This is a genomic window from Paenibacillus nanensis, from assembly GCF_003583765.1.
Lineage (GTDB): Bacteria > Bacillota > Bacilli > Paenibacillales > Paenibacillaceae > Pristimantibacillus > Pristimantibacillus nanensis.
Genome location: NZ_QXQA01000016.1, coordinates 20,250 through 44,370 on the forward strand (window position 1 = coordinate 20,250; position 24,121 = coordinate 44,370).

16 protein-coding genes are annotated in these 24,121 nt (G+C 53.3%); 8 read left to right on the plus strand and 8 right to left on the minus strand.

The genetic code is table 11. The features are described from left to right. Window positions 1-142: 142 nt before the first annotated feature. From D3P08_RS21135 to D3P08_RS21155, 5 genes are all read left to right on the plus strand, one after another. Window positions 143-5,314, plus strand: coding sequence for an S-layer homology domain-containing protein (locus tag D3P08_RS21135; RefSeq protein WP_162848558.1), 5,172 nt, complete (start codon window positions 143-145; stop codon window positions 5,312-5,314). A gap of 187 nt (window positions 5,315-5,501) precedes the next feature. Further along, complete coding sequence (locus D3P08_RS21140) at window positions 5,502-8,570, plus strand: hybrid sensor histidine kinase/response regulator (RefSeq protein WP_119602113.1); 3,069 nt, start codon at window positions 5,502-5,504, stop codon at window positions 8,568-8,570. Between the two features lie 82 nt (window positions 8,571-8,652). Beyond that, entirely contained in the window at window positions 8,653-9,018 is a 366-nt protein-coding gene (locus D3P08_RS21145; RefSeq protein ID WP_162848559.1) for a LytR/AlgR family response regulator transcription factor, read from the plus strand. Window positions 9,019-9,056: 38 nt separating this feature from the next. Beyond that, on the plus strand, window positions 9,057-10,172 hold the full coding sequence (locus D3P08_RS21150; RefSeq protein WP_147381835.1) for a response regulator: 1,116 nt from the start codon (window positions 9,057-9,059) through the stop codon (window positions 10,170-10,172). Window positions 10,173-10,374: 202 nt separating this feature from the next. Continuing rightward, window positions 10,375-10,746: a hypothetical protein gene (locus tag D3P08_RS21155; protein ID WP_119602116.1), complete on the plus strand. Its 372-nt coding sequence runs from the start codon at window positions 10,375-10,377 to the stop codon at window positions 10,744-10,746. 203 nt (window positions 10,747-10,949) lie between these two features. On the opposite strand, the gene D3P08_RS21160 is transcribed toward D3P08_RS21155, so the two are convergent. Together D3P08_RS21160 and D3P08_RS21165 are read right to left on the minus strand one after the other, a co-directional pair. Next, window positions 10,950-13,334 (minus strand): MMPL family transporter, encoded by a 2,385-nt coding sequence (locus tag D3P08_RS21160; RefSeq protein ID WP_119602117.1) that lies wholly within the window; start codon window positions 13,332-13,334, stop codon window positions 10,950-10,952. Window positions 13,335-13,389: 55 nt separating this feature from the next. Next, a complete protein-coding gene (locus D3P08_RS21165) occupies window positions 13,390-14,007 on the minus strand; it encodes a TetR/AcrR family transcriptional regulator (RefSeq protein WP_240647689.1) in 618 nt (205 codons plus the stop codon). A gap of 231 nt (window positions 14,008-14,238) precedes the next feature. Here D3P08_RS21165 and D3P08_RS21170 point away from each other — a divergent pair, with 231 nt between their 5' ends. Beyond that, window positions 14,239-16,101 carry a sensor domain-containing diguanylate cyclase gene (locus D3P08_RS21170; protein WP_119602118.1) on the plus strand — a complete coding sequence of 621 codons (1,863 nt, stop codon included), beginning with the start codon at window positions 14,239-14,241 and terminating at the stop codon, window positions 16,099-16,101. A 50-nt stretch (window positions 16,102-16,151) separates the two neighbouring features. On the opposite strand, the gene D3P08_RS21175 is transcribed toward D3P08_RS21170, so the two are convergent. From D3P08_RS21175 to D3P08_RS21200, 6 genes are all read right to left on the minus strand, one after another. Further along, window positions 16,152-16,925, minus strand: a complete 774-nt coding sequence (locus tag D3P08_RS21175) for a hypothetical protein (RefSeq protein ID WP_119602119.1) — start codon at window positions 16,923-16,925, stop codon at window positions 16,152-16,154. 297 nt (window positions 16,926-17,222) lie between these two features. After that, window positions 17,223-18,314 (minus strand): Ger(x)C family spore germination protein, encoded by a 1,092-nt coding sequence (locus D3P08_RS21180; RefSeq protein WP_119602120.1) that lies wholly within the window; start codon window positions 18,312-18,314, stop codon window positions 17,223-17,225. Then, window positions 18,311-19,408, minus strand: a complete 1,098-nt coding sequence (locus tag D3P08_RS21185) for a GerAB/ArcD/ProY family transporter (protein WP_162848560.1) — start codon at window positions 19,406-19,408, stop codon at window positions 18,311-18,313. The genes D3P08_RS21180 and D3P08_RS21185 overlap by 4 nt, the downstream gene beginning before the upstream one ends. Window positions 19,409-19,415: 7 nt before the next feature. Continuing rightward, window positions 19,416-20,762, minus strand: a complete 1,347-nt coding sequence (locus D3P08_RS21190; RefSeq protein ID WP_162848561.1) for a spore germination protein — start codon at window positions 20,760-20,762, stop codon at window positions 19,416-19,418. Window positions 20,763-20,945: 183 nt separating this feature from the next. Beyond that, window positions 20,946-21,350 (minus strand): VOC family protein, encoded by a 405-nt coding sequence (locus D3P08_RS21195; RefSeq protein WP_119602123.1) that lies wholly within the window; start codon window positions 21,348-21,350, stop codon window positions 20,946-20,948. Between the two features lie 124 nt (window positions 21,351-21,474). Further along, window positions 21,475-22,680: an ROK family transcriptional regulator gene (locus tag D3P08_RS21200; protein WP_119602220.1), complete on the minus strand. Its 1,206-nt coding sequence runs from the start codon at window positions 22,678-22,680 to the stop codon at window positions 21,475-21,477. A 253-nt stretch (window positions 22,681-22,933) separates the two neighbouring features. On the opposite strand from D3P08_RS21200, the gene D3P08_RS21205 reads away from it, so the two are divergent. Next, complete coding sequence (locus tag D3P08_RS21205) at window positions 22,934-23,566, plus strand: chromate transporter (RefSeq protein WP_240647690.1); 633 nt, start codon at window positions 22,934-22,936, stop codon at window positions 23,564-23,566. Between the two features lie 18 nt (window positions 23,567-23,584). Beyond that, on the plus strand, window positions 23,585-24,118 hold the full coding sequence (locus D3P08_RS21210) for a chromate transporter (protein WP_119602125.1): 534 nt from the start codon (window positions 23,585-23,587) through the stop codon (window positions 24,116-24,118). Window positions 24,119-24,121 lie beyond the last annotated feature (3 nt).

A 24,121-nucleotide genomic window follows, 5' to 3' on the forward strand; every position in this document is an offset into this window, starting at 1 on the left:
TTCATCGTGCTTACAAGCGGTGGTCTAAGATTTTAGACTGCCGTTTTTTTATGTAAACCCCCGTCTGGTGTTCAGAATTCGTTCAGAGGTAACTGCTATGCTTTTGACCATGACCCACATAAAAAAGGAAAGGAAGAACAGCATGAGGTCAAAAAGTAAGAAGTGGTTAATCGTCGTAATGGCACTGGCGGTGCTGCTGCAGCCGCTGCTCGGCGTGCGGGAGGCTTCTGCCTTTGTCATCTGTCCGTCTGAGGACAGTAACGGCGTGTATCAAATCAGCAACGCGGAGGATTTGAACTGCGTGCGCGACGATTTAGACGGGAAGTATGAATTGACGAACGATATTGATCTGACGGACTATATTGCTTCCGCAGGGGGGAGCTGGACGCCGATCGGGAGCTCGGGTAATCCCTTTGTGGGCAGCTTTGACGGTAAGGGCCATACGATAACCGGATTAACGATTAATCAGCCGGCCGCTTCCGAATTAGGCCTGTTCGGGAATGTAAGCCTTGTCAGCGGCTCGCCGACAGGGGTCATTCAAAATTTGACCATTGACGGCGCGGCGGTCAGCGGGGCTTCAAATGTAGCCGTGCTTGCCGGCTACGTGAACGGCGTGCCGATGAAAAACGTAAAGATCACAAATTCCACTGTTACATCTACAGCAGATAGAGCCGGGCTTTTGGTCGGCCAAAACTCCGGGAATGTAACGAGCAGCTCGGTTGAAGGAACCGTGACGGGAAAAAACAGTGTCGGGGGGCTGTTTGGCCAAAACTACGGCACGATTTCTAAAAGCTATGCAGACGTCACCCTAATCGCAAATGGAGGTCAAGACGCAGGGGGGATTGTTGGTAATAATCAAGGCATCCTAACGAATCTCTATGCGAAGGGCACGCTAACGGCAACGCAGACCGGTAACGTTGGCGGCATTGCTGGCACGAATTTGAGCTCGATGCAGAACGTTTATTCGGTTGTAACCATCGTAGATGGGGGTAACAGCAGCGCGCTTGGAGCTGTTGTTGGCAATAACTCCGGATGGATCGCCTCTGGGAGCGTATTCTATTTGGATACGGTAGGAGCGGCAGGCACAGTAGGCGAAGCGAAGACGGATGCGGATTTGAAGCAGGAGTCCATGTTCGTAAATGCTGGCTGGGACTTCACGAACACCTGGTTTTTCAACCCGGATGCATTCGGCGGCTACAGCTATCCGGTCTTTGAGAAGCCGGTCAATTATGACTTTGCCGGCGGTTCGGGAACCGCAGCCGATCCGTTCCAGATCGAAACGGTGCAGCATCTGATCAATATGGCACTGCCCAAGTATCAAAGCACCGTACCGGATACATGGAAATATTTTGTGATGAAAAATGATCTTGCGCTCGAAGGAAATTGGGCGCCGCTTGGCACTTCTTCCGTACCTTTTAACGGCATCTTGGACGGAGGAAATCACAAGATTACCGGTTTGAAGGCAACGTACGGTCAATCTTCAGAGGGTGTCGGTTTATTCGGTTATATGAACAATGCGACCGTTAAAAACTTAACCATTTCTCAGGCCACAATTGAGGCGGGAAGAGAAGCGGGTATTGTCTCAGGGCATGTAGAGAAGTCCCGATTCTACGATATTCAAGTGTCGGGTACAGTAACGGGCTATGGTTACCTCGGAGGACTGGTGGGTAACGGCATCGGCGCTTATATTTCCGACAGCTCGGCGGATGTTACCGTTCGTTCAGCCCCTGATTTGGCTGGCGGCAGCCAGTATTACGGCGGGGTAATTGGTTCGATCCATCCCGGCACCATTGTAAACAGTTATGCTACCGGCGAAGTAAACGCGCCGGCTGCCGAACGGGTTGGCGGGCTTATTGGGGACGCCGTAAATCTGACGGTAAGGGATAGCTTCAGCACCGGCAAGGTTACGGGCAAGCTCCGAGTAGGCGGCTTCGCGGGCGCGTTGACTTCCATTCCGGAGCCTGGCAGCACCGGCGTTGTTATTTTTACCAGCTTTGCTATGGGAGATGTCGTAGGCGCGGAGGATGTCGGCGGGTTCGCCGGGTTTGCCGGCGGTTTCGACATGATCAGCCTCAAGGATACATTCGCGTACGGCAGGCTGTACAGCAACAATGCCGAGACGGCAAGCAATTTTGGCGGCTATATTGGTTTTGCCCAGCAATATGTGGACAATTCGATTAACGTAAGACACGCTTATGCTGCCGGCAACGTGATTATAGCCCCGGAAACAGCGGTAACCGCGGAAAGCGTAGGTCCGTTCTTTGGGAAGCTGGATTTGCGCGATCATGCGCCGGGCGGCATTCAGCACATCTATTATGATAAGGAAGCCTTCACCTACACCGGTTCTCGTTCTGTTCAGCCCTACGATGTAACAGGAAAAACGGCGGCGGAGATGAGGCAGCAGAGTACGTTCGGGTATTGGGATTTCACCCAGACCTGGACAATGGTGGATCTCCCTACGAACGGCTATCCGTATTTGAGATTCGGCATCAATCGAATACCGGACAATGCGCCGCCGGTATGGGCGAATACGTATCCGAAGGTGAAGACAGCAACGAGCACCTCGGCGAACATCGGCGTCCAAATCAACGAGACCGGAACGGTGTTCTATGTGGTGGTTCCGGATGGCGCGCAAGCGCCGAGCGCTAGCCAGGTCAAGGCCGGAACGGACGCACAAGGACAAGCGGTCGCTAAATCGGGCAGCGTGCTTGTGCTGGCAAACACCGAAAACACGATTCCGTTGACCGGACTTGCGATGAATACAAATTATGACGTATATGCGGTAGCGCAAGACAGCGCCGCGCCGCCGAATTTGCAAGCAGCGGCGGCGAAGGTAGACGTGGGGATTATGGATGATGCGCCGCCGGTATTCGCGCAGACCTATCCTAAGCCGACGCTTGTGACGGCGGATACCGCAAAAATCGCCGTTCAAATTAATGAGGCAGGCAAGGTCTATTATGTCCTTGTGCCGCAAGGCGATCCCGTGCCAACCAACGCACAGGTGAAAGCGGGAACGGATGCTGACGGTGAAACACCTCTATTTTTCGGTTCGAAAGTGGTTACCGCAGATACACAGGACGAGTTTACGATGAGCGGCCTGATCTCGGAGACGGCTTATGATGTGTATTTTGTCGCGGAGGATCTCATTCCAAATCTGCAGTTGTCTGCAACGAAGGTGAGCATCACGACAGCGGATATAACGCCTCCGGTATTTGCGCCGACGTATCCGAAGCTGAGCTCGGTAACAGGCACCTCTGCGGACCTTAAGGTGCAGATTAACGAAGCGGGCAAAGTGTATTACGCCGTTGTGCCGCAAGGCGCCCCTGCTCCGACCAATTTGCAAGTGAAGGCCGGAACCGACAGCAACGGCGACGCCTCTATCCTCCATGGATCGAAGACGGTATCGGCCGATACAGAGGATATTTTCGCACTAACCGGATTGCATTCAGAGACGGAGTATGACTTGTACGTCATTGCAGAAGACGACGAGGCGTCGCCGAACATACAGACGATGCCGGTGAGGCTGCAGCTTACAACATTGGATGTGACAGCGCCTGAGACTGCGCACACGTATCCGAAGATGGAATCTGTCAGCTATACGACAGCGGAGTTCAGCACGATGCTGAATGATGCAGGTACGGTTTACTATGTTGTTCTTCCGCGAGACGCGGCGGCTCCGACATCTGAGCAAGTGAAAACGGGCACGAACAGCCAGGATGAGCCTGTTACGCTTCACGGCTCGGATACGGCGGAGGCGGATACGGTGAAGCTGATGCCGCTTTCGGGCCTGACTGCGAATACAGAGTATGATCTCTACGTCGCAGCCGAGGATCAAGCAGCTCCGCCGAACCTGCAGGCGCATCCGGCAAAGCTGCAATTCAAAACGCTGGCCATGCCTGTCGATCCTCCAGTCACGGACACGCCAACTCCACCAGCTGCTCCATCTACACCATCGTCCGGGTCGAAGGTCGAGGAGATTAACGTAGAAGTGCAGACGGGTGAAATTAGCTTAGGCACCGTCGTCTCCTTAACGCCTATTAAGCGGATCACGGAGCCGACAGGAACGATCCGGGACGACGTGACGTTAACGGCGGAGCGGGCTGGGATTACCGTAAAGGCCTTGGCGGAATCCGGCGAGAAGACGGCGCGCGTCGTCATCCCGGATACGGAAGACAAAGTTTCGAAGGTGGACTTTACCATGCCGAAATCGGCGACAAAGCTGTTGACCGATGGCAAGATCGATTTGGAAGTCTATACGGAGAACGCGAGAATTATCGTGCCGCAGCAATCTCTTATCAGCTTCCTGGATGAAGATATGTATTTCAGACTTGTTCCGATCAAGAAGGCGGAAGAACGGCAGGTCGTGCAGGAGCGCGCGAGAATGGAGCAATCCGTACAAGCGCTATCCAATGGACAAGAGGTAACGGCCGTCGCGCGGCCGATGACGATTGAGACGAATATGCAGAGCAGAGAGGTTACTCTTGTGCTCCCGCTGCGAGATGTGCAATTGCCGAAAGAAGCGGCTGAGCGAGAAGCGTACTTGAATCAGCTGATCATCTTCATCGAGCATAGCGACGGGGACAAAGAAATCGTTCGTTCGCCGCGGGTTGTTACTTATGGAGCGAACGATGAGCTGCTCGGTCTCGAATTCGACGTTAACAAGTTCAGCACATTTACGATTCTGCACGTTGATACAGATGAACACAGCCCTTATATTAACGGCTATCCGGATCATACCTTCCGTCCGGAAGCGTATGTGACGCGTGCGGAAATGGCGGCAATGCTGGCGCGCAATCTGGCCCCAGAAGCTAAGGCTGACGGTGCGGCCAGCTTCCCGGACGTCGAGAAGCATTGGGCATTCGCGTCCATTGAAACGGTGAACGACCTTAATATGATGCAAGGCTACAAGAACGGTTTCTTCGGCCCGCAGGACGACATCACTCGCGCGCAGATGGCGATGATCGTCTATCGTTGGCTGAATGAGACGGGAGCGCTTGAAGAAGCGGGCCGCGCTGAATATGCGGATCTCACTTCCTCGCACTGGGCTTACGAGGCAATCATTGCGATCTGGCAGTCCGGCATAATGACCGGCTATGAAGACGGAACGTTCCGTCCGGAGGACAAGCTCACAAGAGCGGAGGCTGTGAAGGTGCTGAACCGCTTGTTCCAGAGAGGACCGCTCCATGGCGTAAGCGGCCCGACCTTCGAAGACGTTCCACCAACACACTGGGCATTCAAGGAAGTGGAAGAAGCGGCTCAGGCTCATAAATGGGCACGAGATGAAGCAGGCAATGAAACGATTGTGACACCATAAACGAAGCAAGACGAGTCCCATAGGGAAGTTCCCTATGGGGCTTCTTTTGTATTCGGCAGAACGATAGCCTTAGCTGCTCATGGCAAGGTCCGGCATAGGGTTGCATGTAAATACTGGGCCAGGCAGGATTACTTCCGTTTAGCTTGAAATACATAATACAAAACATCAGAGAGCAGGCAACAATGGAATGGAAAAACGGTGGGTGGCTGTACTCGCAGGGTTTGTTTTGATCTATATGATCCCGCTTTCCCTAATCTTAGGATCGATGCTGAAATCGAATGGCGTTCCAAAGGCATCGGACGGCAGGATGGATTTGACCGGCTGGGATTTCGAGGGAAAGGGCAGCGTCGAGCTGTCCGGCGATTGGGAGTTCTATAGAGGCCAGCTGCTCACGCCAGACGACTTCAAAGGCAGCTCATCGAAGAGCCTGCAGCAGCTAACGGGTTATGTTCAAGTTCCAGGCAAATGGAACCGCGATATGGAGGGCAAGGCGACGGGGCACGCAACGTACCGGCTTATTGTGGAGCTGGATAGCGCGGAGGACGTGCAGAAGCTTTATGCGCTTCATACGAACAGTATCCGGCTGGCGCACCGAATTTTCTTTAATGGCGAAGAGATCGGTTCGAGCGGGAGGCCTGGGACTTCCGCCGGAAGCACGATATCGGGCAACGTTCCTTATGTCGCAGTGGGATCTGCGGCCAAGGAAGCGGAGATTATCGTACAAATCGCCAATTACAGCTATTCGTCCGGCGGTATGATTTATCCTATTTTGTTCGGTGACGTTCCGTCGGTCATGAAAAATAGAGACCGGGCGATGTGGATGGACCACGTGGCCATTACCGGCTTTGCGATTCCGGCTTTCTTCTTCCTGCTCATGTATCGGCTTCGTAAGGATGAGCGTTCACTGCTGCATATGGGACTGTTTTGCACGGCGGCGCTGATCTATTTGCTTACCCACGGCCAGAAGCTGCTGGCGGAATGGCTGCCGGAGATGAGCTACGAGATGTTTATGCGCATCCAGCTTGGCAGCTCGGCGTTCGCCTACTACTATCTGCTGCGGTATACCGCCAGCTCGATGCAGGGGTCGGGTTATATACGCATCATTCGTGCTGGTAAGCTGGCTTCGGCGGCCATCATCTTTATGGCTGTCTGCCTGCCGACATTGTGGTTTTCCGCCATGGAAGGGATGATTCTGCTTTATTCCTTAAGCATGGTCGGATGCGTGGCCTATATAATGGTTCGTACATTTGCGGGACGGCGTGAAGAGCGGCTGTCGTTGTTTCTTAGTTTGCAAAGCGTTCTGATCGTAATCGCCGCCTCTTTGCTGGAAGTGTTCGGAGCGTCGAACCAGCAAATGCTGATCCCTTACGGGATGCTCATCTTCGTCGTTACCCAAGCGATTATGCTGGCGCGGCGTTTCGCCGCAACCTTCCAAAGCGCGGAGCATTTGTCGGAAAAGCTTCTTACGCTAGACGGGCTGAAGGATCAGTTCATGGCCAATACGTCCCATGAGCTGCGCACGCCGCTGCACGGCATGGTGAACATCGCCCAATCGCTCACCGAAGGGGCGGCAGGCTCCGTCAATTCGGAGCAGGAAAAGCAGCTGAAGCTCATCATTTCAACAGGTAAAAGATTAACTTCACTAATTAATGACATTTTGGATTTTGAAAAGCTGAAAGCCAGCCAAATTCAGCTGAACCTTGCACCGGTGCATTTGCCGTCTGTCGTTCAATCGGTTGTGGAGGTTATGGAATATGTGAAGGGCGGAAAAAGCATTACGTTCGTCCAAGAGTGGCCGGAACGGCTGCCGCTCCTTCATACGGACGAATCCCGCTTGCGGCAAATGTTGTACAACCTCTTGGGCAATGCGGTGAAGTTTACCGAGCGGGGGACCATTCGTATCGGTGCCGAGGTTCACCGAGATGAGGTCGTCATCTCGGTTGAGGATACGGGGGCGGGCATTCCGGCTCATCGGCTGGACAGCCTGTTCACCGCTTACGATCAGGCGGGAGATGCGATGGATTGGCAATACCAGGGTACGGGACTTGGACTCTACATTACCCGCAGTCTCGTGGAGCTGAACGGCGGTAGGATCTGGGTCGAGACGACCGAGGGGAGCGGCTCGACCTTCCGCTTCACGATTCCTTCGGCAAGCGGGGAGGCGACGCTTTCGACCGATGTTCGTTCAGGTAAGGAATCCTTTGATGACCCGGTCGTCCAAGCGGAACAGACAGCCCTAAGAATGCCGGCCTCCTTCGGTCATCATAAAGTGCTGGTCGTCGACGATGACCCGGTTAATCGGCAAATTTTAATGAACCTGCTGTCGGTTCTAAGCTGCGAGGTGACCGCTGTCGCAGACGGAGCCGACGCACTGGACGCGCTGCATTCCGGGCCCGCTTTCGACCTTGTCATGATCGACTGGATGATGCCCCGGATGTCGGGAATCGAGCTCAGCCGGAAGATACGCGCCCGCTATTCGTTGTATGAGCTGCCGATCTTAATGCTAACGGCGAGGAGCTTGCAGGGGGACATTCAGACAGCATTTAGCGCCGGTGTGAACGATTATCTGACCAAGCCGGTAGACGCCGAAGAGCTTAGAGCGAGGACGGGCACGCTGATTCAGCTTCGCAAGTCTGTGCGCGATGCGTTTCATGCGGAAATCGCCTTTCTGCAGGCGCAGATTAAGCCTCATTTCTTATATAACGCGCTCAATACGATTATCGCGACATGCCCGGTCAGTCCGGATCGGGCGATGGAGCTTCTGGTGGAGCTTAGCCAGTATTTGCGCAACAGCTTCGATTTCCATAATCGTGAGCAGCTTGTGCCGCTGGCGAAAGAGCTGGAACTGGTGCAGGCATACCTTGCGCTCGAGCAAGCCAGATTCGAAGACCGGCTGCAGGTCGTCTACGAGCTGCCCGATCAATGCCATGCCCTGCTACCTCCGCTCACCATTCAGCCGATTGTGGAGAATGCCGTCAGACACGGCGTTATGCAAAAACCGCAGGGCGGCCGCGTACACATCGCGGTCACTGACGAACCGCATGAGCTGCTGGTCAGGGTAACGGACGAAGGAGTCGGCATGCCGCAAGCGAAAGCCGACGAGCTGCTCTCCGAAGGACGGACCAGCCCCGGCGGCGTAGGGATGATCAATATCCATAAGAGACTTCTCTCCTTATACGGCGCGGAGAGCGGGCTTAAGGTTGCAAGCGCGCCGGGTCAAGGTACTTCTGTCACATTCCGTATCCCCAAGCGATGAATCTTCGTTTTGCTCAGAATTCGTTTAGAATCGGTTGATATACTGGTCAAACGAATAACTTCGAGCAAAAAGAGGGATACGGTTGATACGGGCATTTTTAATAGATCGTGATGAAAGGTTCGTGCGTCAGTTTGCGGAGCAGCTTGAGCAGACGGGGGAGATCGTGGTCGTCGGCCATTCAACCCGTGGCGAACAAGCCTTGCAGCAAATACAGAGGTTGAAGCCGGATGCGCTGTTTCTCGATATCCATCTTCCGGGAATGTCAGGAATGGAGCTCGTGCAGAGGGTAAGGGAAAACGGCGACCTATTCGTCGTCTATGTCACAGGGGATAAGCATCTTGCCATAGAAGCCTTCTCCCAAAAGGCGACGGATTATTTGCTCAAGCCTGTGGACGAGGACAGATTGCATCGTGCGGCCGATCGGCTGAGACGGCTGAATAATCAATGAATATTGCAGCATAAGGATAACAGCTAGAGGTGTTGACAGTGAGAGCAATATTAATGGATGACGAAAGACCCGCATTGCAGCATTTGGAGAGAATGCTGAAGGAGGACGGCCGGATTCAGGTTGAGGCGATGTTCACTTCGCCTGAGGCGGCGCTCGCGCATCTGAGGCAGAATAAACCCGATATCGTGTTTTTAGACATCGGAATGCCTGGCATGAGCGGTCTTGCGGCCGCTGAATATGTGCAAGCCATGTACCCGGACCTGCCGATCGTGTTCATTACGGCCTATTCCGAGTATGCGGTTGAGGCTTTCGAGCTGCAGGCGATGGATTATTTGCTGAAGCCGATCGTGCCCGCGCGTTTTCGTAAAATGCTTGATCGCGTGGCGGCTAGCCTTGCCCGCAAAGCTCCAATGGAGCGGCTTCAGCCTCCGGCGCCTCATCCGAATCAGCCGACTGTACATTGCTTTAAGCAGTTCGAGATTGTCGACAGCGCGCCTTCCGTTTCCAACTTGAAGTGGCGTACGCTTAAATCGAAGGAGCTGTTCGCTTTCTTGCTGCATCAGCGGGAGGAGTGGGTGGCCCGAGATCTGCTGCTTGAAACGATATGGCCGCATTATGATTTGGAGCGGGCGATCAAGCATCTGCACACATCGGTCTACCAAATACGCAAGCTGTTAAAGGAATGGCAGATTGGCGCCGTGCTGGAGTACAATTTGGAAAGCTACCGGCTTCTGCGAGGAGGGATCCGGACCGACGCGGAATTGTTCGAGACAGCTGTGCGGAACGATGATGCAGACCGCGGTCTGCGGCTGTATCGGGGGGAATATTTGGCGGAGCATGATTTTCCATGGGCGGTTCTCCGGCGTGAAGAGCTGCACCGGCAGTACGTGCGCATAATGCTTCAGACGGCGGAACGACAGGCAGCGGCCGGGAATCCGCAGGCAGCTCTTCAGCGGTTGCTAGCCCTTCATGAAGCCGAACCGTACGAGGAAGTGATTTGCGGGAGGATTCTAAAGCTGTACAAGGATTCGAATGATATCGGAGCTCTCAAGCGCTTCTACCATACCTTCGCGATCAGGCTTCAAACCGAGCTGAATACCGTGCCGCAGGCTGATCTTGCAACATTATATGAGGAGCTGGCAGGGAAGCCGTAAGCTTATACATCCGACCGCATGCCTGCTTTAACTGGAGCGAGTGATGGAATGTGCAGCTATACAGGTTGACAAACCGAACTGTAACTATTAATATTACAGTAACGAATAACAAGTAGCTTCCTTCTTTTTTTGAATGAAATGTATAAAATAAAGTTACAGTTACTCGGATGACATTACACGTACAGTAAGGCGGTGCAGGGAAATGACATGGAGAGTTAGCGATTGGGTGTCCGGAAGAACAGTTGATGACGAGATGGTTTACGGCTTTATCGAGGCGATTGACTGGATGCAGGGATTCATAACGCTGTTTGTCGTCAGATCGGACAATGAGGAACGAATCGGACGCACGGCAGCTGTCCGGTTGTCCTCCGTTAAAAAAGTGCCGGATGCGGCTCCGCAAGACAGTCGGCACATCCCTGACTTAATCGATTTGGCATTGGCGACTTGGGACGAAGCCTGGTTCCGGGAGCTGACGGAAGGCATGGGCCCAACGGGCCAGCCTGTATCTCAAACGAAGAGCCATACGGCGCTCCGCACGGCTCACGCGAATCGGCTGAATCACTATCTCCGATAAACCATAGTGAAACGTTAAGAAGCTGGTCCTTGAGGGCGGCTTCTTTTTTGTAACATCACGGATGCAATCCGAGAGGGATAGGTCATGATTCTGGGTGCTGTCCTATTATCGCTGAGTTAGATGGCCATGATCGTTCGGGAATAAAAACAGCCCTTGGCCGTTCCTGTTGGAGCGGTCAGGGCTGTTTCCTTAATTTATATATTTTAATTCGATTTTGAAGCGATTTTTACGATTTTCTCTTCGCGCTTGGCTCCGTCCTTCGCGCTAAGCTCGGCGATCAGCTTATCGCCTTCGACGTCGAGGTTCGGCAGCAGGCGGTCGAGCCATTTCGGCAGCCACCATGCTTTATCGCCGAAGAGGGCCATAACGGCCGGAACGAGCGCCATGCGGACGAAGAATGCATCGATAAGGATGCCGAGCGCGAGCGCAAAGCCGATCTGTTTGATCATGATATCGTGGGTGAGCACGAAGCCGGCGAAGACGGCAACCATGATGACGGCGGCAGCGACAACGACGCGGCTGGCTTGGTTGTAGCCGTGGATGACGCTGGCTCTGCCCCGGTGCCCATGCACATAGGATTCGCGCATGGACGAGACGAGGAACACTTGATAGTCCATCGCAAGCCCGTACAGGATTCCCGTCACGAGAATCGGAATAAAGCTCATGAGCGGGCCGCCGGTATCCACGCCGAAGAGGCCGCTGGCATAGCCCCACTGGAAGATGGCGGTCGTAATGCCGAACGTCGCCAGGACGCTAAGCAGGAAGCCGACTGTCGCCTTAATCGGAACGAGAATCGAGCGGAAGACGAGCAGCAGAATGATCAGCGATAGAATAACGATGACGCCGATATACGTCGGGAATACTTCCGCAAGTCTCGACGACATATCGATGTTAATCGCGGTGAAGCCTGTCACGCCTAGCGTCACGTTATAGTTCCGGGCGATAGCCGAATCCTCGGCTCTCAGCTCCTGTACCAGATCCTTTGTTTCCGAATCCGTTGGTCCCGTCTTCGGAATGAGACTCAGAATGGCGATATTGCCGTCTGGATTCATGCCTGCAAGCGAGACGACGGATACATGATCCAGCTTCTGAATGTCCTGCACGATGCCGCCTAGCGCTTCCGGCGCGAGCGTTCCGGATGGATCTTGAGGTTCGGCAACCAGAAGCAGCGGGCCGTTAAAGCCTTCTCCGAAGCCCTCGGAGATCGCGTCATAGCTTTGCCGCGCGGACGTGTCCAGGTTGGCGGTCGCGCCGGATGGAATGCCGAGCTCCATCTTGGCCGAAGGGATTGCGGCTGCGCCTAGCATGACGATTACCGCGACAATGACCAGCCAGCGGAATTTGACGATGCCGCTGACCCATTTGTTCGCAAAGCCGTGCGCATTGCCGCCTTCTTTGGAACGGTTCTTTTCTCTCGACTTCTCGGAGCAGATGCGCTCGCCTACCAAGCCAAGCAGAGCCGGAAGCAGCGTAAGCGCGATGAGCACGCTGAGGAATACGGTGACCGAGGCGACGATCGCCATCATGCTTAAGAAGGAAATACCGATGACAAGCAGGCCGCACAGCGCGATAATGACGGTTAATCCCGCGAAGAATACGGCGCTGCCCGCCGTTCCGACCGCACGAGCCGCAGCTTCGCGCGCCGTTAAGCCTTGGTCGAATATAAGCCGGCGCTGACGGTTTACGATGAAGAGCGCGTAGTCGATACCGACCGCCAGACCGATCATAAGAGCCAGTACCGGCGTGAACGACGTCATGGTGACGAAGCTGGAGAAGGCAAATGCTCCGCCGACGCCGATTCCGACGCCGAACAGCGCGGTTACGATCGGCAAGCCTGCCGCAACAAGCGAACCAAGCGTCATGACGAGGACGATGGCCGCAAGGATCAGACCGAACACCTCGTTAACGCCGATAGGAACTTCCACCGCCTTAAGTGAATCGCTCGGAAGCGGGGTTACGCCGCTGCCTTCCACCGATTCGGTTACGGCCTCCACGACGGAGGCCGTTACGCCTGCGGGGAGCGAGTTCTGCTGCACGGTGAACTGGAACTGGAACAAAGCGATGCTGCCGTCTGTCGCAATTAAGACGCCAGGGACCGGCATGCCGTTCACCATAAGCGGCATGTAAGGCGGCAGCTCAGCAGGGGCCGAGCCTGCTCCGGCGGCGGAGCTGTCAACTGTGCCTTGAGCGCCGCTTTGCGCGCCTTGCGAGGCCTGACCGGCTTGGGCGGCCCCGTCAGCGCCTGCGGCTGCAGCCAATTCGGCAGGGTTGATCACGTATTCGAGCTCGTAAACCTTGCCTACCGCTTCGGTAATTGCGGTAATGCGCTCCGGTGTGTCGAGACGTTCTCCCTCGGGCGCTGTAAATAATACGCTTGCCTGCCCGCCGGACGCTTCCGGCAGCTCCTGCTCCAGCTTGTCGAGCACTTTCTGCGACTCGGTGCCCTCGATCTTCATCTCGGAGCTGACGCTCATTCCATTGACGCCGAGCATCGCGGCGACGATGCCGATAATGAGGATCCAGCTTAGAATAAAGACCCAAGGCTTGTCGTAGGCGGATTTGCCTATCCGGTACAATAATTTGGACATAACGATGATTCCTCTCCTTTTATCTTTCTATAACTAGGATAACGCGCTCAAACCGCTAAAAGCCTTGACGCAAGTAACCGAATGCCGTTTCTAAATACTGCTCGAACGATACGGCTCCCGGAGCCTCATCCCCCGATTGCCCGGGAAGGAGAGCATGGAGCGTTCCGTCCAGCAGCGGGATGATAGCCGCAAAAATCGCGCCTGCCAGCAAATAAGTATACTGCGGGGGATGCGTCTCCTGATATAAGTTCGTCAACAGCTTCTGTGTCTCATTCTGCAAATTGTGAATAACGGTTAGCGTGTACGGCTTGAGGCTGGGATACTCCTTGGACAACGCAAACAGCTGGCGAACTTTTTTGAGCGACTGTTCGGCGAGCTGCATCTTCACGAATTGATACATCGCGTCGATCGGCGCTGTCGAATCGGGCATGCGATGGAGCAAATCGAAAAACTCCTCAACGCCTTGGTACGGATAAGCTGCCATCGCCACCGCTTCTTCCTTGCAGGAAAAATGATTGGCGAACGTTCGGCGGGAATAGCCGGCGCGCTGCACCACGTCTTCAACGACGAAGCCGTCCAAGCCTTGCTCTAGCGTCAATTGGAAGGCCGCGTCCGCCAAGGCATGAGCGGTCGCTTCCTTTTTCATTTCACGCAGGCTTGGTTTGTTCATCATAATCGGTCACCTCCATTCCAACCGGTGAATGCCTCTCTATATCTGCGATTTATTTTAACTCATTAATTGCCCATTGGGCAATGTTGCGCATGGGGAAACGATGCTCATTGTGCAATAGTTTGTATAAAATGTGAACGGAACGGGCTAGGCTCTTCGGATGAACGGGAGGAAAATCGCCGAAATTGTCGAATTGTAGCTGTATCATATGTCATTTATCAGGAGCCTGCTATCATGACGGTAACGGCAAAACGCTTCGCTGCGCTATTGATTTTGTTCCTGCTCTCCGCGGTAGGGTTATTGGCTTCGTGCGCGCCCCAGAACATAGACACCGTTCGGCTGCGCCCCAAAGCGGAGGCTGGCGTGCTCGACATGACCGGCATGGCAATGAATAAGTCTATCGCCCTCGATGGGGAATGGGCATTCTATTGGAAGAAGCTGCTCTCGCCGGAACAGCAGGAGCAGCGTGCGCCTGATACCTACGTGCAAGTGCCGTCGGCATGGGGCGCGAATTCCGCCGTGGATGTGGAGCGGTACGGTTATGCGACCTATGCGCTTACCGTCAAGCACGATCGGCAGGCCCCGCACATGGGGCTTTTGATCCCGTCTATCTCGTCGGCTTATACGATATGGGTGAACGGCGAGCGGATATGGGATAACGGACGCGTCGGAACGGACGAGCGCCGTATGGATCCCCACAAGGAACAGCAAATTGTAACGATTCCCTCCGCGGAGCAGGAGACGCGGATCGTCATTCAAGTATCCAATTATATGCATCCGCGCAGCGGAATTACGGAAAGCATAGAGCTAGGGCCTGTCATGACGTTATCGAGGGAGCAATTCAAACAGGCGGCTTATGACATGTTCCTCGCCGGCGGTCTATGTCTAATCGGGCTGTACCATGTAGGGCTTTTTCTGATGCGGAGGAACGATAAGGCCCCCCTTTATTTTGCCGTGTTCTGCTTGGTCATCTCGCTTCGAAGCTTTTTAACGGGCGACACGTTAATCTATCGGTTCGCTCCGTCTGTCCCATGGGAGCTTTCGGCGAGAGCGGAGTATTTATGCTTGGCCGTCAGCGTCATTTCCTTCACGCTGTTTCTGCGCCAGGTTTATCCAAAGGAAATGTCCAAGCGATTCATTGCGGTAATTATTTCGTTAAGCGCTGTATATGGCGGAATGATCGCGCTATTCAAGCTCCGCCACTTCATGTTTTTGCTGCCTTACTTCCAGATCGTGATCGTCGTGGCGATGTCTTACGCCCTCTTCGTGTTCGTTCTGGCGACGTTCCGCAGAAGAGAGAGGGCGGCTATATCGGTCGGCGGCGCCTTATTGCTGACGCTCAGCGTATTTAACGACGTGCTTTACAATCAAGGGCTTATCCAGACGGGATACTTGGTCCCTATAGGGCTGCTGATCTTTATCATATCCCATTCATTCATCCTGGGAATGAGCTATTCGAAATCATATGCTTTAAGCCAAGAATGGGCGGCAAAGCTGCAGCTCTTGAACAGCTCCCTGGAGGAGAAGGTAAAGGAGCGGACGATAGAGCTCGAAGAGGCGAACCGCTGGCTGGAAAGACAGACGCTGATTGACGGCTTGACGGGGATTGCGAATCGAACGCATTTTAATGCGGTATTCCAGCGAATGATGGAGAAAACAGCGCCGGGGCGCAGCATCGCTTTTTTTCTGATGGATATCGACCACTTTAAAAAATACAATGACACGTACGGGCATGTAGCGGGAGACGAATGCCTGAAGCGGGTCGCCGGAGCCATTCATGATTTGGCTGAGCAGAATCAGGGAACGGCGGCAAGGTACGGCGGGGAAGAATTCGTTATGATCGCGGAAACAACGACGGAGGAGGCAGCCGAGCTGGCGGACCGGATCGTAACGAAGGTTCGCAATCTTCTCATCCCGCATTCCGCGTCGGATACGGGTCCATGGGTAACGCTAAGCTGCGGTGTCGTTGCTTATACGCCTAAGGCCGAAGCGGCTGCTTCCCTTGTGTCCTTCATACAGCAAGCGGATCAAGCTTTGTATAAAGCCAAGGAAAAAGGGCGGAACGGCTACGTCTATGAGCCTTTTATCGTCCAGTAAGGTTAAAAAGAAGGAGACCCTCTGCACTGGGAGGATCTCCTTCTTCGCGTTTAGGCTTCCGTTTTTTGAATTTTGGACGGGTTGTTGATTTTGTACGGAACGGGGTGCTTCGTAAGCTTCTTGGCGATCACTTTGGCCTCGAACGTAATGGTGTCTCCGACCGCAAGCTCAAGCTTTTTGAGCGTGGCGCTGTGGCTGGACCAGGCGGTTCCGAGCTCGAGCGCCGGGTCTGCGATCGAAACCGCTTCGTAGATGATGACCTCGTCGTCATTATCCGAGAAGTTGTTCGGCACGGTTGTAAATTCCTGCACGGTAGCGGTCATGCTTACTTTGCCTTCCGGGAGCTCCAGCTTTTCCTTTTTCGCTTTGCCCTTCTTCGGCGCATCTTCGGATTTGGCGGCGGGTGCGGCGGTTACGCTCTCCGGAACAGCCAGCTGTTCGGCCTCCGGCCCATCCGCTGGGGAAGCTTGTTCCGTCTGCTCGGCAGAGGCGGAGTCGGAGGCGGGTGCGGTTTCGGGTGCGGCATCGTCCGCAGCTTCCGATGAGCTGGCTTTCGCCCCGTAATTGGATGCCTGCATTTCCTTCAGATAAGACGGATGAATGCAGTGCAGCTGGCCATTGGCGAAGCGGATGACGGCGGTCGCTTTGTCAGCGAAGCCTACGATTTCGCAGGTTAGGCTCATCCCGTCCCTTTTGTAGAAAAAGGTTTTCATTTTGACCGCTTTTTCGGAAAGCAGTCCCCATTCCTTGCATTTGTCCAATTGCTCGGTTTCGTTCTCGAACGCCGTGTAGGCGAGAGGTTGAATCGTAAACGCATATTCCATCGCTTGTCCGCCTTTCTGAACGGTTATATGCTCTATTTTACCATTATGGTTGTCTCAATGATATGATGGAAGAACGACTGCAGAACCTGCTGAGGGACTCGTCAATCGGCAAGCGAGGAGAGAGAAGCATGATCGAAGCAACCGGATTGGAGGGAAGCTGAAAGCATTTCAGCCAACAGACTCTCTGACAATGGGCGAGTTGAAGACGCTGCTAAGCTAGGATAACTCGTCGGATTGCTCTATGCTTCATCAGTAACCGAACAGGTGTGGCCAAGCTCGGCTTGCAGGAAGGGCCGATTACTTGATCACACCTGTATCGATAATCTTGATATGGACTCGAACATCAAACTTCGCGCGGGGGTACAGAGTCTGCCAAGCCTCCCAATCCTCTTCGCTTATATAGCCCATCGCCCGGTACCGGAGCCCGAAGCCGACCGGATCCACTTTCTTGCTTTGCAGATAGGTTAATACTTTGACAAAACGCTCTCTCATTTGTTCTTCGGAGAGCTCCTCCAGCTTGTTCCAATCCTCTTGGAATAGCGGAGCCGTCGATTCCTCGACTTCTCCTTTGATTTTGATGGTGATCTGTATGGTTGGTTCGCTTGAATGAAGATGAAGCAGCTTGTACTTGATCCGATAATTTTGGACCGCGATATTGTATCTGAGCTTCGGAGTGACCGTCTTGAATTCAAATTGAACATGCTTCCGAATCAGTTCGTTGAAGACCCTTGTCTGATCCGGCGTGAGGATCCCGACCATCCGTTCCTTATCAAGTACGGCTGCTTGATTAATGACGTAAGAATTGTTCCGAGGCCGAATGACCGGCATATACGGATCCTTCCCTTTCTCTGTCAATCGGCGGTGAAAATCGGAGAGGCTCTCCGTCACAATGTAAGAGGACTCCGTTCCCTCCTCGGCTAAGCTCAAAATGAGCGAGTTAGCCGGAAGCCTCTCCGACTTTGGGCTGGTGTTCAAAATTTCCCGGGCGCTAGGATCGCCGACGGCTACGAGGCCTATCAGCTGGATATCCCGTCTTCGAAGAAACCAATCTAGCGGTTCGCGAATCGATTGACTGACAAGGGTCTTTCCGAAAAGAATAATTTTGGCATGGCCGAAGTCCAGTTCCTTATCCACTTTTGATTTAATGAGCCTTACCGCCTCTTGAATAGAGGCCGCGTCTTCAGAGACGAGCTCAAACTTATTCGTTGCTCCGGGTTGGATTTTTGCTGAAGGTATGCCTAGCTTGAGCGTAACGCGGTACGGCTTCTGTTCGTTTTCGGTTCGATCTACGCCAATGCCAACGACAAAGTAACGTTTATCGATGTCCTTAAAGCCGCTGCAGCCGCTTATAAAGAGGATCATCGCGCCGATAAGAAGAAGTCGATTCATTTGGAAGCCTTCCTTCCCAGCCAGAATACGATGAGCACAAGGGCGACCTCGCTTATGTAACGCACAATAAGCCACTCGTCTGTCAGCTCCAAATAGTTCTTTTCATTTAGAAACCTAAGCGTTACTATGCAGGTCGGGCTGAACAGAAGACAAATGAGCCAGCGTGTCCAGTTAAAGCGTTGATCATCCTCCTGTGCCCACTGCTTTTTCGAGAAAACATCTTTGAGCAGCTCGGCCCCGACATGCCAGGTCATCGTAATGAACAGCAAGGAGATGCTCAAATAGATCAGCAGAAACATATAGATGACCCGCTCGACGAAGCCGAATTCCATCCGAATGGAATCGGCTGTGCTGACCCATACATAAATAAAAGACGCTACGCCTTCCGTGCCATGGTAACCGATGGGGATAAAAAACGTCGTGAACAGCACGGCGAATCCGGCGAGCGGGATCAGCCACAGTCCCCGGATTTTATCTTCTTTCCGGAAAAAACGGTTAAAAACGGCCATGTTGATATAGCCCGTGAAAATATAGGAGGCCACTGAGATAATTTCGAGATCCGGCGTTTTTCGAACAAATTGGCCGACGGCCTTGACCGCTTCCCAATCCATATATTCGTGCCCCAAAGCTTTCACCAGCAGCAGAGCGACGAAGGGCACATGAAGGAGGATCACAATCTCAGCCGTATAAAGAATAGACCGCGAGCTTCCCGCTGCCAGAAAAGAACAGATGAGGATCAGAAATATTCGCAGTATGAGAATATCGATGTCCGGATCCAGGAATCGCTGAAGAATCCGAGAGAATGTGATTAATACGATTAATCCGGCAATGAGCCACATGATACCCAAATACAGCAGAAGAGGCACACGGATGGCAGGAGGCAAATAACTTCGAAATATTTCGGGCAGCCCTTGATTCGGAAATTGCCTGAGCGCTTTGATAAATACAACCGCGCACAAGCTTCCGGATACAACGGCCGCCAGTATCCCCATGACGGCGCCGTCGTATCTCCTCTCGATGAGGAATGTAGGGACGTTAAGCATAATATTGATCAGCATGCACATGATGATCATGTAATACAAATAACGGATCAAGGCGGTCTCACCTGCTTTTATTCGGGCGGCTTGTTCGACGCTCCCCAAGAAATAATTTGAGATACGGTTCATCGAAGCTTCGCATATTCGCTAAATAGCCGATTAGAAAAAACATGCCGGCCACGGTTCCGATAAAACCGAATAGGATGGCGAGCAGAATAAGCGGATATTTCACAATTCTCATGGCAGCGCTCATCGTGTTGATCGGAATGACGAAATTGGAAATGGCGACTGCCGAAGTGATGATGATCATGATACTGCTGACGAGACCGGCCTGCTGAGCCGCTTGCCCCAGAATCAGGCCCCCCACGGTCGTCGCGGTCGAACCGATAAATTTGGGCAGGCGAAGGCTGGCCTCCACCAAGGCTTCGATGAGAAATAGCATAAACAGCACTTCGAAATACGAAGGATACGGCACCGCGGCGCGGCTTCCCGCAATGGACATCGTCAGCTGTATTCTCGTCACTTCCGGGTTAAAGGATATTAGGGAAATGTAGAGGGCAGGCAGCGTCAGAGCGATCGCCAGCGCAATATAGCGGATGACGATTAGCCCGGTCGATATCCAATACGCTTGATTCAAATCATCCATCGCGGACATGAAGTCAAAGAATACCGCGGGCAGGACGAGGGCAAAAGGAGAGCCCTGAAGGAGAAGAACAACTTTCCCCTGCGAAAGATTCAAGACAATCCGATCCGGACGTTCCGTCGTGATCATCGTAGGGAACAGGGATATCCGGCGGTTATTCATTAAGATTTCGAGCTGCCCCGTGGAATGCACGATGTCGACATCGATGGAAAGCAGCTTGGACCTCACGCGGTCAAGAATGTGCGGTTTGGCCAGATGAACATCGAACAGCAGAGCGGTCTCCGTTTTGGAGGAACGTCCAAGGACGTATTGCTCCAGATGGAGCTCGTGCTTCTGATAGCGGGAACGGATAATATTGATGTTCGTGAGCAAGTCCTCGGATAACGCCTTCTGAGGGCCCATTAGGACATGCTCGATTTTTACTTCTTGGCTTTGCGTATTCAAAGATTTTTTTGCATCGAGGGAGAACACATTCTCCATGAGCTGTATAACGACATGCCCCGTAATAATCAGTTCTGGGAGCTTAGACACGTCGGGCTGCTTGACTGCGCCCAAGGTAAGCAGCGTATCGATGAAGTCTTCAGCCGACTGGCTTGACAGCAAAGGCTTTTCGATCGATTCATTGAGCTTGATCGAATCGCAGAGCGATGTTAAGTAATAATACCGGACTGCCCAATGCTCCTTAACCGTGTGCCGGGTACTAAAATCGTTTGAGGCTTTGAAAGTTTCCTGGAGCAGGGTGGATACGGCGGTATTATTGAAATCCATAATAGCTCCCTCCGTGACGACACTCATGTTCTGACGATTACGCATCCATAGCGCTCTGCTCTGTCGCTCCATAGTGTTTGTCCAAATGCTTCCAACTATTCAGCCGACGTCCGCTCATCGAAAGGTTATCTATGAATAAAGCCCGCTCAACTTGAATTGAGCGGGCTTTAGCTTTATTCGTTTTTAGTTGGCTGGTCCTGCGGTCGTCATCATCCAACGAACACCGTATTTGTCTTCCAGCTGTCCGAATAAGGCGCCCCAGAACGCAGGCTCGAGCGGACTTATGACCGTGCCGCTTTCCTTTAGCTTATCGAAAGCCTCGCGTGCTTCGGCTTCGGACTCGAACTCCAGGCTGAGGTTAATGGCGTTCCCCCGAATAACAGGCTCGAATACGGAGTCCGACATAAGGAAGTTCACGCCCGCGGCGACAAAGCTCAAGTTCACGACCTTGTCTTTGAGCTCTTCCTTCGCTCCCGGCAGCTGCCCGTGAGTCATCACAGAATGAATTTCTCCGCCAAGCGCATGTACGTAAAACGCCGCCTGCGCTTTCGCGTCCTCAGATAGAATATAAGTCGTATGTTTTGCCATGGTAAATAACATCCTTCCGTCTTTTGGTTTTGGTCCGAATAACTCGGCCTTTATTAAGACGACGAATGGATCATGACAAAATCGACAGTTCTAAAATATATTTTTAAATTTTTTTTTTGCCTGCTCATAAGTGGCCCTCCGCCATTGACTGCCAAACGGTAAGCGCGGCGCCGGTAACGACCGCATCCTCCCTCAGCAGCCCCTTGGAGAAACGCGGCGTGTACTTCGGATAATAAAAGGTGTTGCGGTTCGCGATTTCGGCCGCCGTATCGAAGTAGCCGGCGTTTGCGTTAATTAACGCGCCCCCCAGAATGACCATCTCCGGATGGAACGTATTGATGAGATTCGCGAGTCCGATTCCGAAGTAAACAGCCGATTGCTCGAACAGCTCGGCAGCGAAAGGATTGCCGGTCTCGAGCGCCCGAAGCAGCCAATCGAATTTCAGATCCTCCGGCGGCAGCTGGTCGAGGGGGGAGCCGAGCGGTCGGCCCGCCTTCGCTTGCGACTGCGCCGTTTTCTCTAACGCCTGAATCGAGGCATAAGCTTCGAGGGCCCCATAATTGCCGGAGGCGTTCAAGCGCGGGCCGTCCGGCTGAATTATCATTTGGCCGATCGAGCCCTCCGTATCGACGCTCCCGTGAACGATTCGCCCGTGCGACATAATCGAAGACCGCAGGCTGACGCCGGCATGGATGTAGAGCGCGTGCTGGATGCCTTTGTTCCGCATGGCCCAAATCTCGCCCATCAATGCGGCGTTTGCGCCATTCTCCAAATGGCAGGTCCAACCGGTCTCCCGCTCGATTAGCTGACAGATGGCGACGTTTCGCCATCCTTTTGCGGGAAAATACAACGGCTCCAGAACGATGCCGGAATGACGGTCGAGCGGCCCGACGGCGGCGATGCCGACCCCGAGGATCTGTTCTTCCGTAATGGCATGATCTTTTAAAAAAAGCCTCATTTGGCGCACAGCGTGTTCGACTAGACGCTCGGGCGTAAACGTCTCATCCATGCGCCACCGCACGGTGGACTTCGGATTCAGCGCCATGTCGAACAAGCCCAGCGTCGAAGAAAACCGGGAAATTTCCAGTCCGAATATATATTTGAAATCAGGATTGATCTGATAAAGAATCGGCCGCCGTCCGCCGCTCGATGTTCCAAGCGCCGTGCCTTCTATAAGCCTCTCTTCGGCCATGTCGTCAAGCAAGCGGGTTAACGTGCTGCTCGTAATTGCGGAGCTTGACAGCAGATCCGCTTTCGAGACGGGGCCTTGTTCGGCAATGAGCCGGTACACCAGCTTTTTATTGGATGAAAGGCTGCCTTCGCTTTTCATGAATTCCCCTACTTTTTTAAATATAAGTTTACTACTCGGAATTACAACATGATTATACCGCAGTTCCATGCTCATGACTATCGGCACTCCAACATAAATTCAATTTGGAATAAAGATTAACGAAAATTAACGAAATAGGCGATAACCTTCTAGGGGAAATGACGATATAAGCCATTTTTATATCGATCATTAAAAAGACTTTATTCCAAAATGAATAGAACATGTTATGATAGTACATATAGGAGGCGATCTCGTGGGTTTACCTATCGATACGATAAAGGAGCTGGGGCGGCTTTTCTGGACTTTCCTTAAGGTCGGTCCATCCAGCTTTGGCGGCGGCTATGCCATGATGCCGGTCATTGAACGGGAATGTGTCGAGAAGCGGCAATGGCTGAAGGAAGAGGAGATGGCGGAAATTTTGTCCTTGGCCAGCACCGCGCCGGGCGGAGTCGGCGTCAATACAGCCGCGTTCGTCGGTTACCGGAAGGCGGGGATTTGGGGAGCTGTCGCAGCCATTGCGGGCATGACGCTGCCCACCTTCGTCATCGTAATCATGCTTAGCTTGGCCTATTTGACATGGCGGGATGAACCGAAGGTTGCGGCCGCGTTAAAAGGCGTTCATGCGGCCGTCATCGCGCTGATTCTGATGGCCGCATACCGCATGGCGAAGGCGGCGATTTTCGATGTCGCCACGACCTGTGTGACGGTCGCGGCTCTGCTGCTTTTGATAATGACCGATATTAATCCGTTCTATGTCATTTTGCTAGGGGCGGCTGTCGGAATCATTGTGGTGAAGGGGAAGCAATGGTTCGGCATCGAGGTTAGCACGGAACGGAAAGGCGCCGCGACATCCCCTCAGCTGCTGGAGCCGGAATATTTCATCTAATGATCGGAGGCAGACGCCGTGCTTTGGGAATTATTTATCACTTTTTTGAAAATCGGCATCGTGTCGTTCGGCGGCGGCTACGCGGTCATTCCGCTTATTGAGTACGAGGTATCGTCCCACGGCTGGTTGAACGCATCGGAATATGAGGATGCCATCTCGATCGCCGGGATGGCGCCGGGGCCGATCGCCACGAATAGCGCAACCTTAATCGGCTATAAGACGGCAGGTCTTGGCGGGGCGCTCATGTCCACGATCGGCATGATTTTACCGTCGCTGCTTGCGGTTATTCTTTTAGCGGCGGTCTTTTATCGGTTAAAATGGAGCATATGGTTCCGTTCGACCTTCTACGGTCTGCGGCCGATCGTAACAGGCCTCATCCTTTACGCCGCCATTCATTTTGGCTTTCTGAACGGGAAAGAAGGCGCCATAACGTGGGCCACCTGCGCGACGCTCGCGATCTGCGCGGGCAGCTTGTACGCCATGTACAAGTATAAGCTTCATCCGATCGCCGTTATCGCCGCGTCCGGCGCGGTCGGCATTATTTTATTTTAGCTG

What these genes read in the sequence shown, in the direction of transcription:
- D3P08_RS21135 (WP_162848558.1), top strand. Translation starts at nt 143, where the DNA reads ATGAGGTCAAAAAGTAAGAAGTGGTTAATCGTCGTAATGGCACTGGCG.
- D3P08_RS21140 (WP_119602113.1), top strand. Translation starts at nt 5,502, where the DNA reads ATGGAAAAACGGTGGGTGGCTGTACTCGCAGGGTTTGTTTTGATCTAT.
- D3P08_RS21155 (WP_119602116.1), top strand. Translation starts at nt 10,375, where the DNA reads ATGACATGGAGAGTTAGCGATTGGGTGTCCGGAAGAACAGTTGATGAC.
- D3P08_RS21160 (WP_119602117.1), bottom strand. Translation starts at nt 13,334, where the DNA reads ATGTCCAAATTATTGTACCGGATAGGCAAATCCGCCTACGACAAGCCT.
- D3P08_RS21165 (WP_240647689.1), bottom strand. Translation starts at nt 14,007, where the DNA reads ATGATGAACAAACCAAGCCTGCGTGAAATGAAAAAGGAAGCGACCGCT.
- D3P08_RS21170 (WP_119602118.1), top strand. Translation starts at nt 14,239, where the DNA reads ATGACGGTAACGGCAAAACGCTTCGCTGCGCTATTGATTTTGTTCCTG.
- D3P08_RS21175 (WP_119602119.1), bottom strand. Translation starts at nt 16,925, where the DNA reads ATGGAATATGCGTTTACGATTCAACCTCTCGCCTACACGGCGTTCGAG.
- D3P08_RS21180 (WP_119602120.1), bottom strand. Translation starts at nt 18,314, where the DNA reads ATGAATCGACTTCTTCTTATCGGCGCGATGATCCTCTTTATAAGCGGC.
- D3P08_RS21190 (WP_162848561.1), bottom strand. Translation starts at nt 20,762, where the DNA reads ATGGATTTCAATAATACCGCCGTATCCACCCTGCTCCAGGAAACTTTC.
- D3P08_RS21195 (WP_119602123.1), bottom strand. Translation starts at nt 21,350, where the DNA reads ATGGCAAAACATACGACTTATATTCTATCTGAGGACGCGAAAGCGCAG.
- D3P08_RS21200 (WP_119602220.1), bottom strand. Translation starts at nt 22,680, where the DNA reads ATGAAAAGCGAAGGCAGCCTTTCATCCAATAAAAAGCTGGTGTACCGG.